The sequence below is a fragment of the Pseudalkalibacillus berkeleyi genome (genome assembly GCF_021608225.1).
In the GTDB taxonomy this organism is placed as follows: domain Bacteria; phylum Bacillota; class Bacilli; order Bacillales; family Fictibacillaceae; genus Pseudalkalibacillus; species Pseudalkalibacillus berkeleyi.
The window spans coordinates 66,592-80,268 of sequence record NZ_JAKIJS010000002.1 but is presented as its reverse complement, the minus strand read 5'-3'; the positions used below and the strand labels follow the sequence as shown (position 1 = coordinate 80,268).

Genomic DNA, 13,677 nt, shown 5'->3' with positions numbered 1-13,677 from the left:
GAATGCACGATTTGAGGGTAAGATAGGTGCTCTATCCTCTCCCAAAAACGAAAAATGCACGATTTGAGGGTAAGATAGGTGCTCTATCCTCTCCCAAAAACGAGGAATGCACGATTTGAGGGTAAGATAAAAGGTCTATCCTCTCCCAAAAACGAGGAATGCACGATTTGAGGGTAAGATAAAAGGTCTATCCTCTCCCAAAATCGAAGAATACACGATTTGAGCGTAAGATAGGAGCTCTATCCTCTCCCAAAAACGAGGAATGCACGATTTGAGCGTAAGATAGGAGCTCTATCCTCTCCCAAAATCGAGGAATGCACGATTTGAGCGTAAGATAGGAGCTCTATCCTCTCCCAAAATCGAGGAATGCACGATTTGAGGGTAAGATAGGAAGTTTATCTTGTTTATTTTAGTTGTTAAATGAAATTTTCTCCTTCTTAAACCGATTTGGCTCAGCGGGGGCACTTCTGTTACTGTTCTTCCCACATCACTTCATTACCATTTTGATCAAACAGCTTTACTTCAAACACGTTATCCCACGTTTTCGTTTGCTTTTCTTCAATTGAAGGAACAACACTAAAGATTTACACAAAAAAAGCCGATCGCAAAGGTATTAATGTATCCTTTGCGTCAGCTTCTTCTCATCTTACAATCTATTCAACTATTTTAATTTTAACGTCTTTTCGTCCCCATTGTAGGGCTTCGTCACGGTCTGCGATGAATACATCAATTGCTTTTCCGTTCACACCGCCACCGATGTCAGCTGCAATTGCATAGCCATAGCCTTCTACGTGAACGATTGATCCTAGTGGAATAACGCTCGGATCAACAGCAATCACTTTTGCATCCGGGTACTTCTTCAAGTTGATACCCATCTTCGTTACACCAGAACATCCTTCACAGTCTGCTGTATAAGATGTGCTTTCTACGGTCATTTCTTTTCCAGCAGCAGCATTTGTGCGAGAAGCTTTTTGATCAAGCTTTGCTCGTGTTTTCGGTCCAGCAATTCCGTCAGCTTCTAATCCCATTGCACTTTGGAAGCTTTTTACTGAATTAATTGTATTTGATCCATAATGTCCATCAACACTTGTATGATGATGACCTGCCTTTTTCAATTGCGTTTGAATATGGATGACTTGTTTACCGATGTCTCCATATCGAAGCACTTGAATGGCATGGTTTGTATTTGGCCCAGCAACTCCGTCCTGCTTTAAGTTACGAGAAGCTTGAAAATCTTTCACAGCTTCCTCTGTAATTGGTCCATAATATCCTGTTGCAGTATGGTAAGGGAACTTCCCTTTTGTCATCAAATAGTCTTGTAGTTCAGCAACGTCTTCACCAGAGCTGCCTTTATGTAACGTGCGATCGCCTACTTGTGCCGATGCAAATGACGGTGCTGCCATCAATACAGCTGCAGATACAAAAACCATCAACATCGCTTTTAACATTTTATTCATGTTCAATTTCCTCCCCTGTGTTTGTTGACTCCACCCATAACTTTCGGGAGCAAGCGACAAAATCCGAGGATAGGAATCGAATTCACAACGTTTAGACCACAACTTGACCATAATATGGTTTTTAGCACTAGTTCTCATTTGAATTTTCAGAATTTTACTGTGATAATGAAAGAGATGAATCTTTTAAAGTTATGAAACTACTAAGAATGTAAAGGAGAGATGACTTTGGAACTGGAACAAATGGATCTTCCTGGTACGATGAAAGTAGATGATCAAGACAAAACGAAGCCTTATTTAACAGCATTAATCGGCTGGAGCTTACCGGCAATTGAAGCTTGCGCTAAATTAGAGAAGCCGTTCGTTGTTGTCGGACCACCAGATTTCGAGCATTTTGCTGAGAAAAACGATATTCAATTCATCGGATGGGATTTCGATCGGTTGAATGAAGGCTCTGATCTACTTTTTAAAAAGCTGAAAGCACTCGGAGCTGAAGTGGCCGTGCCGCTCTATGAGGAGTGTGTCGAATGGGCTGGAGCGCTTAACTCCCGTTTCCGTCAAGAACCACGCGTGTTTAACCGCTCTCTTTTACTAAGAGACAAGGGCATGATGAAACGGAAAGCACAAATCGCCGGCATTAAGGTAGGCGTTTTTGAAGAAGCTCATAATAAGGATGATGTTAAACGCTTCTTGAAGCGTGTGAACGAAGCTTTGTTAAAAGTTGAAGGCGATAAGAACGATCCGATCCATGTTAAACCGCTTGATAAAGCTGGATCTGTCGGTCATCGAGCGATTGATAATCCAGAAGAAATCGAAGCATTGAATGATCAAGATTTTCCGTTACTAATGGAGAGCCACTTGGATGGTCAAGAATTTTCATGTGAAGTGTTCATCCATAATGGTAAAATCCAATTTCTAAATATTACGGAGTACGTCAAACTCGGTTACTCCAACTTTGTTCCAGCCTCACCAACACTTGAGGAAAAACGTCCTCAAATACGTCAGGCGATTGAACATTTAATTAATGCGTTTGAAATCGAGTATGGTGTCATCCATCCAGAGTATTTCATCACACCAGACGGTACGCTACATTTCGGCGAAGTTGCTGCGCGTGTACCTGGTGGACATATCTTCGACTTGATTGAACGTGCTCATGGTTTTAATGCTTATCAGGCACAAATCTTATGTAGCGACCCTAACACCACAGAAGAACAACTTCGAGCATTTTTCCCAGACGACAGCCAATCTCCTGAAGGCTATGCTGGCTGCTTAATGGTACATCCTCATAGAAACTTCATCCAAGACCTCAACGTACCCAAAGAACTAGAAGACCATCCCATTTTCGAAAAACACGATATGTTTACACCTGAACAAGGAAAGGTATCTGACCGGATCGGATTCGGTAACCATTACGGTACAATCTTCTTCTACGGGAAGGATAGCGAAGAAATGCGCGACCTTCTGAAAAAGTATGAGAAGTACGATTTCTACGTCTAATTGAAGAGAATCTTTGTAGTAAAGGAGTTGGACTATGACTTCAGAATTGACGGAGAAAAATGTAGAACGTTTCTCAAGTGCACTGGATGAGCTCGAACAAGCTGCAACTTTTGCAAAATCAATGTACCAAACAGATGTCTACCAAGAAGCGGGTCGATTGATGGAAACGGTGGAAGGTATGGAGACGCTCTTTAGTTTCGCTCATCGTTTTGACCAAGCTGGTGTATTCAGTTCAGGACCTTGGGAGGATGCTTCTAAATTACAAGCCCCTCTTGTATCAGGTTCTTTAAAATCTAAAGGTCTTGCTTCCATCATCGAAGTGATGAGTGACATGCGCATGCTTGCCGTTGCAAAAGGAATGTATAGTCACAATTCAGTTACAAAAGACGAAGCGGAAGAATTTCTAAATGAAATCATGGCCTTGAACTTAGATTTACTGTTTCCAAATGGCTCTGAAGAAACGCGTATAGAGAAATTGGAAAACGCTGAGCAATACGACCGTGCTCAACGCTTCTTCCAGTTCTTATTCACACAGCTCTCCTCATCTTCTCTCTCGAAAACGTTGCTCGTTGAAATTAACCAACTGACTGGACAACGACCAATTATGGTCAAACGAATCATTTCTATGATCCGTACAGCAAGAAAACTACTCGAGTCAGAGCCCGGTGAAAATCAGCCTGAAGATCTTCAGGACTATATTGAAGCTGTCGAAGGGCCGTCCCCACTGAGCAAGCGGTTTTCAAACATCAATGACTATAGGAGAGAGTTGAAAAACGTCGTTGGAGATGAACTCGTAGCTGAAGCAAACGCTTTTGCTGAATCGATGCAAAAAACAGGGATCGTTGCACCACATCACGCGATATTGTTGCGCGCGTTGAACAAAAGCAAGCCGGAGTTGCTATCAGAAGCTTTAATGCTGACCGACAAAGGTAAAGCCAATTTAGAAGAACATATTGAACTCGTTAAGCAACTCATCAAAGTCGCGGTTTATCCTGCGACTGCGCAAACGATTTACGGATTATCCCGAATGCTTGACCGTGGCGTGTTATCGTCAAGTCCTGTTGCACCAGGATTACGCCGTTTAATCGAACTTGATATAAGACCGGAAGTTCGAAAAGAGCTATTTAATGCATATGAATACCGTTCTGGTCTCACCGCGAACTCAATTTTAGTTGCAGGTGTCATCAGTGTGCTTGGCCAACCGCTCGGTGTCAGTCAAGGTTTGAACCCGACCTGTCAATCCGCTCGAGGCATCAGCCTCTGGGCACAACATGCGCCTGGCTACTTACTGGAATTAATTCCACGTGCAGCACGTGATGGAGATATCGACTTAACCTTTGAAGGTGTTCCCATCCATTCAAAGGATTTGACAGGTGGACTTGCACCAGAGCTTCACAAAGAGCTTGATCCTGTCTCACTCGTATTGGTCCCTCATCTCGATAGAATTTATAACGAGATGATGGTCCGTGTCGCTCTCCGTGGTGAAGATGGACACAAATGGGTGAATCCTGAATTTTACGGAAACTGGGTGCAGCGTGGTTTCAGCACAGTGATTGAGCCAATTACGGGAACAGTATCTGACTACCAAGGATATGTACGTTTATTTTACGCGACGCATCATCCAGACTATAACGACGATTACGAATTGATTTATCCGAATCCAGTCGGTATATTCATTACGAATGTGCACGGTAAATTACTCGGCTTCCACGCCGTATCAATTTTGAGAATCGACCGCGTACCGAGTGGTGATCATCGTGTCTACTTCTACAATCCAAATAACGATGGATCACAAAATTGGGGACAAGGCATTGAACCGAGCGTAACAGGAAATGGTGAGCGTGAAGGAGAGTCTTCCTTACCATTCCACGAATTCGTCTCGAGATTATACGCCTTCCATTACAACCCGTATGAACAAGGCGATGCTTTCGCAGTTGAGGATGACATCGTTGAACGAATCGAAAACCTCGCAAAAGAAAGCTGGGGCGCAGAATATTCGTGGGTGAACCTATAGACACCCTATAGAAAAGACATGCGTATGTGTAATGCTTAGAAGCTTTGTTTTCAAGTTGAACGTAAAGAGGACTGTCCATTATTTAACGGACAGTCCTTTTGTACGTTTTTAAGCTAAGCCTACAAAACCTACCTTACGACAGTCGAAAGTAATAACACCACGACTATCAAGGGTGACTTCGTCTTCTGCTGCTTTAGCAATTTGACCCGTCACACAACAGCTCTTTGGATCAAAGCAAAGAAAACGAATGGCTATTGTCGACCCATCAAGAGATAATAGTACAACTGTACCTGGTCTCAAATCACGAAAGAAATCACAAGCACATCCATCACATGATTTGGAATAAGATTTTGAGCAAGAGTTACAAGAAGAAACGTAGCTGGAACATGAGCAACCCATATCCGTATTCCCTCCTTTCTATAAGGGAATACTATATTCTATTAAACGAGCACCAAAAAGGAATAGGTACAAGTACTAGATTTACAAATATGGGACGCGGGGACAGGTCCCTTGTCCCACTTTCAGCTTACTTTTTCTTTCGTTTTAAGTGGTGCTGATAAGATTTCCACCCATTTTGTCGTCAAATGGTAAGCGTATTGGAAAATTGGGCTCTGGATAAACGTATAAATGAAAGTAAAGATGAATACAGGTCCACCGAGCACCCAGCCAAGCACAAGGACAAGGCTTTCCACCACAATTCTAACCCTACTAATGGACGTTCCGAGCTTATCCGAAATGGATAGCATGAAGCCATCCCTCGGACCTGCTCCAATCCTAGCAGCCGAGTACATGCCACCCCCTACACCCATTACAACGACACCTAGAATTAACACGAAGATACTCGAAGTGAGAGAAGATGGATGCGGTGTCCAATTCATATATAGAAATAAATCAACTAAAGGACCGACCGACAAGGCGTTCAGGAAGGTTCCGATATTGATATATCTTTTATCAAGAAAGTAGGAAATCACCACAAGGAACAGTCCAACGAGCACTGCCCAAGTTCCAATTGTAAAACCGTATTTTTCAAATAGCGCAATGTTGAGGACGTCCCAAGGATGAATCCCTAAATGTTGGACCTGGATCGCGACTGCAATCCCGTAGCTAAATAGAATCAACCCAATGATGAAAAATGGAATTTGCACACGAAGCTTCATATAACTGCCCTTCTTTCGATCTTTTCGTTCATTCTATCTTATAAGAAGGTATCTATAAGTGCTAGAGAAATGCAAAAAACGATCTGCATTAGTAATACTCTTGTATTTTTTATCATCGTTCTACCTGAAACAAAAAACTGACCCTAAAAGGACGAAAGAACATCCTTTTGAGTCAGCCTCTTAAACCTTACAGGTTATTTTTCTAAAACAATACCATCATAAGCAGCGACAGCCACTTCAACATGCTCTTTGTCTGGTTGTGCCGTGAAGAGTGCATATTGCGCAGCATGACCAAGTTTGTAAATCGGCTTTAGCAGATGGTTCACCTTTTTATTCCGAAGAATGAACACCTCGTATCCTAGTACAAAAGCTAACAAGATTGCGAGTATGCTATTCATCATTAAGTAAAGAACAGAATAGAACATGAAAATGAACACGACTAAGTTTGTACCACATTTGTTATGAATCCTTGAAAAATTCATTACGTTTTCTATTGAAAGATCTTTGGTTTGACTGTAGGCATTATCCACCATATGCTCTGCCCCGTGGTACTTTCCGAGAGATGTGAATTTCACGAGCATAGCAAACAAAAGCATGAAGCTACCAAACGTTACGATATGATGTGTCTGTTCAGGGAAAACTGCCAACCCGTTCGTGAACAGTCCTTCTGCTTTTGAGCTGCTGACTAAATCACCACTCATTTTCTGTAACAGAAACACCATTAACACGCCTAAATAAACCTTCCACGTCATGAGCATCGTTTTCATGATCATCCAAGCGCCACGAACAAAAGGAATTTTCTCGAGTTTTTGTTTGATTTTCAAAAACCGATTTGGCACAAGGCGTTGTTCTTTAACAACAATCTGTCCGTCCTGCCCCCTTTTCGCCTTCACTTTCTTGTCATTTCCGTAATACATGACTGAATTGATACCAGCCATTCCACCGTGAATACGTCCCATTCAATCCCTCCCTCACAACAAACGAGTGATTACAACTCACTTTATTTTAACACAATATTCAGATAAATGGGACATAGAGACAGGTCCCTCGACCCATTTTTACTGCTTTGGGACAAGGTACCTGTCCCCTTGTCCCTCTCTCATTTCATTAGTTGATTGACTCGTTTTTGCATCGTTAATATGACGGTTCGTTTGTATCTTGCGCCTAGATAAAGGACGCGTATTTGTTGGAATCGGGATAAATCCTTGAAGCGGGGTTCTTGTTTTAAAAAGGTGCGTACGATTGACCAGCTTTTTGGAATGAGTGGATAATCACCATTCTGATCCTTTTTGCGAAGGCGGTAGAACCAGCCTTTCCAGCCGGTAGGTGTACTTTGATCTACGAGGCATGGTGCGTACACATTTTTCGTAAAGTTTTTCAAATAATCATATCGCTCTAAACCGCTAACGAGGGTGTAGCTGCCGTCTTTTTGGTTTTCTTTGACGACTATAAGGTACATGCAATCCCAAACAATCCCTTGCAGTCTTTTAATCCGCTCGGTGATATTGACCTTAGATCCTTGTTTAATTTTACTGAGCGGAATGTAATGAACTGTGAACTTCATGCCCTACGCCTCCGTCCTTATAACTCATAAGTCAGTATATGAATGGTCTAGGCGTTTGTGCATGCCGGACAAACAGTACTAGTGATTCTATCTATACCAAAACGTCTCTTGTTGAATAAACTATTATATCTCTTTAATAGGAGGTGATAGAATGTATAAATATTTTGCTGCCAACCTAACTGGTAGACAAGAAGTACCACCGGTCAACACAGATGCTAGTGGTATGGCGAAGTTCGCCGCTAACCGTTCTCGAACACGCATCAAGTTCGAAATGGAAGTGAACGACATCCGTAATTTTGTCCAAGCCCATATCCACGCTGGGGCTCGAGGAGAAAACGGTCCGGTATTGGTCTTCTTGTTTGGAGCTGATCTATTGACACTTGAAGAACAAAACGGAATTTCAACACGTCGAGGCGTTGTGCGAGGTGTCATCTCAGATAAAGACATCCTTCCAAACGATGCAGGTGTTGAATGTGTAGCCGATCTCATCCGTTTAATGGAAAGAGAGAAAGCTTACGTCAACGTCCACACAGAACAGAACCCGACAGGTGAAATCCGAGGTCAGATCAAACCTGTATTATTGTAGCGTCCTTTCTATAAGGACAAGCTTTAAAAATAATATAGAACAGCGTACTCCCCTTTAATAGAAACACCTCCGATCATTCGGAGGTGTCTTTTTTTTGGGACACGGGGACAGGTCCGTCGTCCCACTTCGTCATTTTATTCAATCGTATCTTTGATCAACTTTAATAGATTTTCAGGAGACACCGAATTATACTTAATACCATCATAATCGAACACAAGAATGTCTCCACCCGTTACATCAAGCAATTCACTATAGTCTGCATCGTCCTTCACTTTTTGATAAGTGACCTGGCTACTAATATTATTCGACGCCAAGTTGTCTTCAATCTCTTTGATTACGTCCTTATCTTCAGGTGGTTCCTGATCATAGAAAACGACGATATGATACTGATTCGCGTGTTGTGGAGTAAACTGATCAATGGCTTGTTGCGTTGGATCATTTGTTAAAGCTAGTGAACATCCCGTCAGGATAAGCATCAAAAGCATAACGAAAGTCATTTGTTTGCGCATGGCAATCTCCCTTAAATTTAATCTAACATTTTTTCGATTAGTGTTAGGTTATTTCCAACTGGAAAGCTGAATCTAGTATATGCTCCACAAGGTCTGGGATATCACTGATTTGATCCTCATTAATCCGTTGGTCAAGCGTCACTTCAATCGTGTTCATATACACGTTCTGATCACTACCATATACAGTAGATAACGTTTGCTTCGGTAAATTTTCTTGTTGCCAAATATCATGCAGGGTCGATTCAATTTGCGCACACTGCCTCTCAACTTCCGAAACCTCTTTGTAAAAACGGACCAATAACGTACAGCCGGGTTCTTTACCGATCGTTTCTAAAATCTCAGCTGATAAATCTTTCAAACCCGTTTTCAACACAATATCCATTGTTACATCCGGTGCATCCTTATGCTTGAACTGAAGCACAAACTCACGAGACATCGTCGCAAAGTCCATATTGTCTACCCGGTTTGTTACCTTCACTTCGCCAGATAGGTTATCCTCCAGATCATAAACGTAATTCTCAAAAGAAACCTTCAAATTATCAAAAATCGTAGGGTCAAACATAGAAATCCCTCGCTAACGTTTTATTTTCCACATTCTATTAAAAGACATATTCTTTAAATGAAGTTGAAAACCTTTCAATATGTTACTAGATGACAAAAAATATTACATCTTTAATCTGACAAAAACCGTCTGGAGGATTACTATAGTCCTCAGTGTTTTTTTGACACCTTATGCTATACTTTAATTGTTAAATTTCCCTTTTTATATAAAAAGCCAACTAACAAAGGAGAACATAAAAATGACTTATTGGATTAGCTTTCTAGAGCCGATTCATATATATATCTTCTTGTGCCTTTCATCATTTGTGTTGTCCTCGCTATCTCCTTTCGGTTACGTTCGAGTTTGTCAGTATACTTGATTTTCATTATTATTGCATCAGAGTTCATCGTTTCAGCTGTCATCGGAAATTTGTTTGGCGGACTGGCAACTGACGGGGCGGATCTTATCATGGTTCCCGGATTGTTTTTTACGAGCTTTTTTATCCTGATGCTTTGCAATTTCTTTTTCTTGCCAAAAAAAATAAGAAAACGGTATGACCAACTTGATCATACCGTACATATTTCTATTTGGATGCTAACTTTTCATCTAGCATATCAAATGTACTTGTAAGAAGTTCTTTTGGGATCGTCGCATATCTGTCTCCAATGCTGACCTCATAAGTGCACGAAGTTTCACTTGTCGGTCTGACATAGCTTGCTAATCCTAGACCCGTCTCTTCCATCACCTCGGCTAATATTTGTTCAGCCCGGTCTTTCGCTACTTGCAAGTGCACATGAAACATATTCGATACTGGCACCTCCGGAACGGTTGAAATCAGCGAACATTGATTGAACTTATCCGCTAGCTCTTTTGCCTCTTCATAGTACGCTTCCATTTTCGATTCACGTTGATCAAAATAATAGTCCGCACTGATAATGTAAGGATAAAGGCTAATCAGGTCTCCCCCATGACGTCTTTTCCAAATTTTCGACTGCTCGGTGAAAGCTTGATTACCAGCAAGGATCGCTCCCGCTACTCCACCAATTCCTTTGTAAAAAGAAACATAAACACTATCAAATAGCGCACAAACTTCAGCAGCTGTTTTTTGATAGTATGGGAGAATCTCTAGTAATCTAGCACCATCTAAATGGAGCCTTATGCCCTTTTCCCGACAGTAATCCGAAATAGATGCTAGTGTTTCATAGCTTGGTAGTTGCCCACCTATCTCTCGCTGGGGCAACTCTAGTAATAAACATGCGATGTCCTCATCCATGTTCACAACATCATCTAAGTCAATCACTCTGCTTTTTTCCGCAAGCAAAATCGGTTCGATCTGATGCAGCTCTTTCAAGCCATCCTCCTCATGAATCTCTAAATGACACAACGGATGATAGGCCACTTTTTTCAAATCCTTTTCATCACACCAAATCCGAAGCGCAATCTGCTGCGCCATCGTCCCACTCGGGAAAAAGACTGAGCTTTCCTTCCCAAGGTAATTCGCCATCTTCTCCTGGAAGTCCTCAATGACCTTACCCCGACCGTACATATCACTATCTAGTGGGCCATCCAACTGATTTAAAGCCTTTTGAAGAACTTGCGTGTCTCGACGGGTATGACCCATAATTTGATACTCTGTTTTCGTTATCGCTTCTAACAATCGTTTGCTATTCATATATGTACCACCTTTTCTAAAAAACCGCTCCTTGCATGCTTTCACTTGCCTTACAACTTCGTTAGATCGATGGCTCATCCTCCTACTAGATCAAAATAAATAAAAATCCACATTGGATGTTTACCACATGTGGATCCCTTCTACCTATTAATCGAGTACAGGCTTTGGATTTAGTTTAATGAGGTACATTCCGATGACCGTGATGGCGATACCAATCACAATAAAGGTGAAGAAGTAAGGTGAAATCACGTCTCTAAAAGCACCTGCCATAAGGGAGCTTGAGATCATCCCTAAAGAGAAAACGGCTGATAAAATCCCGAACGCTGTCCCGTGCTTACTTTTATCAATTTTCTCAGTAAGAAGTGTTGTAAGAGCAGGAAACAGCACACCTAAACCAATCCCTACGACAAATAACACCTGACTGAGCTTGAGTGGTACGAAAGGAACAAACATTTGATAAAAGCAAATTGCTAATATGAATAGGCCAAACATCGATCGAATCGATGCTGAAATTCTATTAACCCAGGTCATACAGACGACAATTAGCGTGCCCATTCCAACATAGCTAAACAACATACCAGCTGAACTTGATGACATCCCTTCTTCAACGATCAAAAAGGGCAGCTCAAATGCAAGGGTTCCTTGGGCGTACATTAAGGAAAACGCCACAAAATAGACAGCCACCAGCTGTTGATCCAGCTTCAACCCACTGTTTTTACTCGCACCTTTTTTATGTAAGACGATCGGTTCAAATTCTTTAATATACAAGAGCGCAAAGATTCCCGTAAGTAAAATCGCTGAACCGATAATGAAATACGTGCCTCTAAAACCAGCAAACTCAACTAAATAGCCGCCAATAATTGGTGCTACGATATGCGCAATCGTAATTAGTAACCCGTTAAATGCCATGTTCCGCCCTTGTTGTTGGCTATTTTTCGCATAACCAGACAGTAACGCAAAACAAGCAGGTGTCATAAACGCGAGGATCAGACCGTTGAAAAGGCGCAGCACTAATAAGCTATCAATCTCCGTCACAAATCCATGTCCGATCATTAAACATCCAGATATAAAAAGCGGGGCGACAATGAACTGTTTTTTGCCTATTTTATCAATAAGAGGACCAGCGGTTAAATTCCCACATAGGTTCGCAAACGAAGACACACTCATCAATATGCTTACTACAAAGCTTGTCGCTCCAAGCGCCACCGCAAAAGGCGTAAAAATTGGAAACTGTATATGTAAACTCAAAGACATTAAAAACAAAACCGTATAAATGGCAAGCATACCCCTACGCTTCTCGCTCATAACATCGCCCCCACATTAAGTGTATGAGCAAAGTCGGAAAAGAGACATGCATGAGAGATTTTTGATGAAATGAAGTGTTCACTCTTTCAAAGTAAGGGGCATGGATTTCTTTTAACACGGATACGGATATGATGAAATTGTTGTTGTTTCACCCATTTTCCGTATGTCAAATACGCTCTCCTTCCAACAAAAAAACGTAATTTCAGAGGGAAATAACAAATACTTCCTAGCACATTTGCGACACAGATCGGCAGGAGGCTGACTATAGTCCACTTTCTTTTTTCGACAGCTTATTTCTGAACGTCTTCATACAAATCCCATTCTTCCATTGTTTGAAGAATTAGCCTTTTGATATCTGCAATTCTCGCCTCTCCACACTCCTCTTTGTTGACTAATCCACTTAATGCGACCAAATCATGAAGCTTTGCCTTTTGTAGCCACTTTTCCGGTAAATAGCCACCATGAGCCACATAACTCGAGAGGAACGGAGACATGAAGGTACTGTCTGAAACCTTTTCATATCTCAACATATTGCCGATATCCATCATTGGCGAACCACTCATCGCATACTCCCAATCAAGGATTCCTGTAACGGCTCCTGTTTGATCCACAAGAATATTCAATGGGTTGAAATCACTATGTACAAGCGTACTTTGTTCACCTGGTTCATCCATTAGATGCGCGTGATTTTGACAGAAATGCAGAACCTCGTTGCACAAATCTCTACCAATATGCCTGTCCGCGTGTCCATTGATTAGCATTTCTTCAATTAGTGATAAGAATAAGTCGGAACCGAATTCAACGGTTTCTTGAATGTACAATTGTTCATCGAAAAATCCGGATTGCGGGAATTTCACTTGATGGATCTTCGCTAAATACATACCGACATCCCTGGCTGCAGTTACGATTCTCTCTTTATTCTGCTGGTACATTAGTTCCGAAAGCTGAACACCATCCACCCAGCTCATGATGAGGAAAGGATGTTCCAAGTCCGTGCATGAATCATCAAAATAAAGCACCTGAGGAACAGGAATCTCCCCACTAAATCCTTTTATAAGTTCCCGCTCAATATGTAAACTTGTCTTATTACGACTGTAGATTCTCAGCACATAATTGACTCCATCATCCGTCGTCACCTTTATATTCGAATTATTCAAACCGCCACTTAACGGGGAGATTTTATGAACTTCTTTATGTTTGAAAAATGCTAAATTACGAACTGTCTCCAGTTCTGGCATGATCAATTCGTGAGAACGTTCCCAGCCTGCTTTCATACAATCACCACCTTTTTAAAGATACAACTTCCTTTTCCATTTATTTAAGCAAGTTGCCCGATGTAATTTCATAATATCAGAAGACCTATTTCAAAAAGCATAAT

At 41.5% G+C, this 13,677-nt stretch carries 14 protein-coding genes; 3 read left to right on the top strand and 11 right to left on the bottom strand.

All coding sequences use genetic code 11. The features are described 5' to 3' along the window. Positions 1-653 precede the first annotated feature (653 nt). A complete protein-coding gene (locus tag L2716_RS18430; RefSeq protein ID WP_329610141.1) occupies positions 654-1,457 on the bottom strand; it encodes a peptidoglycan-binding protein in 804 nt (267 codons plus the stop codon). A gap of 225 nt (positions 1,458-1,682) precedes the next feature. Between L2716_RS18430 and L2716_RS15835 the strand changes: the two genes are divergently transcribed. Both L2716_RS15835 and L2716_RS15830 read left to right on the top strand, forming a co-directional pair. Further along, positions 1,683-2,951, top strand: coding sequence for an ATP-grasp domain-containing protein (locus tag L2716_RS15835; protein ID WP_408005338.1), 1,269 nt, complete (start codon positions 1,683-1,685; stop codon positions 2,949-2,951). A gap of 34 nt (positions 2,952-2,985) precedes the next feature. Continuing rightward, positions 2,986-4,965 carry a hypothetical protein gene (locus L2716_RS15830; protein WP_236337977.1) on the top strand — a complete coding sequence of 660 codons (1,980 nt, stop codon included), beginning with the start codon at positions 2,986-2,988 and terminating at the stop codon, positions 4,963-4,965. 108 nt (positions 4,966-5,073) lie between these two features. On the opposite strand, the gene L2716_RS15825 is transcribed toward L2716_RS15830, so the two are convergent. The 4 genes from L2716_RS15825 to L2716_RS15810 all read right to left on the bottom strand — a co-directional run bounded on the left by L2716_RS15825 (position 5,074) and on the right by L2716_RS15810 (position 7,686). Further along, entirely contained in the window at positions 5,074-5,265 is a 192-nt protein-coding gene (locus tag L2716_RS15825) for a hypothetical protein (protein WP_236337976.1), read from the bottom strand. A 221-nt stretch (positions 5,266-5,486) separates the two neighbouring features. Then, positions 5,487-6,122: a YczE/YyaS/YitT family protein gene (locus L2716_RS15820; protein WP_236337975.1), complete on the bottom strand. Its 636-nt coding sequence runs from the start codon at positions 6,120-6,122 to the stop codon at positions 5,487-5,489. A gap of 194 nt (positions 6,123-6,316) precedes the next feature. Next, complete coding sequence (locus L2716_RS15815; RefSeq protein ID WP_236337974.1) at positions 6,317-7,081, bottom strand: DUF1385 domain-containing protein; 765 nt, start codon at positions 7,079-7,081, stop codon at positions 6,317-6,319. Between the two features lie 140 nt (positions 7,082-7,221). Further along, the gene (locus L2716_RS15810; RefSeq protein ID WP_236337973.1) at positions 7,222-7,686 is read right to left on the bottom strand and encodes a hypothetical protein; all 465 of its coding nucleotides are present in this window, start codon (positions 7,684-7,686) and stop codon (positions 7,222-7,224) included. A gap of 151 nt (positions 7,687-7,837) precedes the next feature. On the opposite strand from L2716_RS15810, the gene L2716_RS15805 reads away from it, so the two are divergent. Continuing rightward, entirely contained in the window at positions 7,838-8,272 is a 435-nt protein-coding gene (locus L2716_RS15805; RefSeq protein ID WP_236337972.1) for a CHRD domain-containing protein, read from the top strand. 134 nt (positions 8,273-8,406) lie between these two features. On the opposite strand, the gene L2716_RS15800 is transcribed toward L2716_RS15805, so the two are convergent. From L2716_RS15800 to L2716_RS15775, 6 genes are all read right to left on the bottom strand, one after another. Continuing rightward, the gene (locus tag L2716_RS15800; RefSeq protein WP_236337971.1) at positions 8,407-8,781 is read right to left on the bottom strand and encodes a hypothetical protein; all 375 of its coding nucleotides are present in this window, start codon (positions 8,779-8,781) and stop codon (positions 8,407-8,409) included. Positions 8,782-8,824: 43 nt separating this feature from the next. Further along, complete coding sequence (locus tag L2716_RS15795) at positions 8,825-9,343, bottom strand: hypothetical protein (RefSeq protein ID WP_236337970.1); 519 nt, start codon at positions 9,341-9,343, stop codon at positions 8,825-8,827. Positions 9,344-9,733: 390 nt separating this feature from the next. Then, entirely contained in the window at positions 9,734-9,892 is a 159-nt protein-coding gene (locus tag L2716_RS15790) for a hypothetical protein (RefSeq protein ID WP_236337969.1), read from the bottom strand. 13 nt (positions 9,893-9,905) lie between these two features. Beyond that, positions 9,906-10,994, bottom strand: coding sequence for a threonine aldolase family protein (locus L2716_RS15785; protein WP_236337968.1), 1,089 nt, complete (start codon positions 10,992-10,994; stop codon positions 9,906-9,908). Positions 10,995-11,141: 147 nt separating this feature from the next. Next, positions 11,142-12,299: an MFS transporter gene (locus L2716_RS15780; RefSeq protein WP_236337967.1), complete on the bottom strand. Its 1,158-nt coding sequence runs from the start codon at positions 12,297-12,299 to the stop codon at positions 11,142-11,144. 290 nt (positions 12,300-12,589) lie between these two features. Next, positions 12,590-13,573, bottom strand: coding sequence for a phosphotransferase family protein (locus L2716_RS15775; RefSeq protein ID WP_236337966.1), 984 nt, complete (start codon positions 13,571-13,573; stop codon positions 12,590-12,592). Between the last annotated feature and the right edge of the window lie 104 nt (positions 13,574-13,677).

Bases quoted from the DNA above. Each gene is read 5' to 3' on its own strand.
- L2716_RS15775 (WP_236337966.1), bottom strand. From the start codon at position 13,573: ATGAAAGCAGGCTGGGAACGTTCTCACGAATTGATCATGCCAGAACTG.
- L2716_RS15830 (WP_236337977.1), top strand. From the start codon at position 2,986: ATGACTTCAGAATTGACGGAGAAAAATGTAGAACGTTTCTCAAGTGCA.
- L2716_RS15815 (WP_236337974.1), bottom strand. From the start codon at position 7,081: ATGGGACGTATTCACGGTGGAATGGCTGGTATCAATTCAGTCATGTAT.
- L2716_RS18430 (WP_329610141.1), bottom strand. From the start codon at position 1,457: ATGAATAAAATGTTAAAAGCGATGTTGATGGTTTTTGTATCTGCAGCT.
- L2716_RS15780 (WP_236337967.1), bottom strand. From the start codon at position 12,299: ATGAGCGAGAAGCGTAGGGGTATGCTTGCCATTTATACGGTTTTGTTT.
- L2716_RS15820 (WP_236337975.1), bottom strand. From the start codon at position 6,122: ATGAAGCTTCGTGTGCAAATTCCATTTTTCATCATTGGGTTGATTCTA.
- L2716_RS15805 (WP_236337972.1), top strand. From the start codon at position 7,838: ATGTATAAATATTTTGCTGCCAACCTAACTGGTAGACAAGAAGTACCA.
- L2716_RS15795 (WP_236337970.1), bottom strand. From the start codon at position 9,343: ATGTTTGACCCTACGATTTTTGATAATTTGAAGGTTTCTTTTGAGAAT.
- L2716_RS15800 (WP_236337971.1), bottom strand. From the start codon at position 8,781: ATGCGCAAACAAATGACTTTCGTTATGCTTTTGATGCTTATCCTGACG.
- L2716_RS15785 (WP_236337968.1), bottom strand. From the start codon at position 10,994: ATGAATAGCAAACGATTGTTAGAAGCGATAACGAAAACAGAGTATCAA.
- L2716_RS15790 (WP_236337969.1), bottom strand. From the start codon at position 9,892: ATGATCAAGTTGGTCATACCGTTTTCTTATTTTTTTTGGCAAGAAAAA.
- L2716_RS15810 (WP_236337973.1), bottom strand. From the start codon at position 7,686: ATGAAGTTCACAGTTCATTACATTCCGCTCAGTAAAATTAAACAAGGA.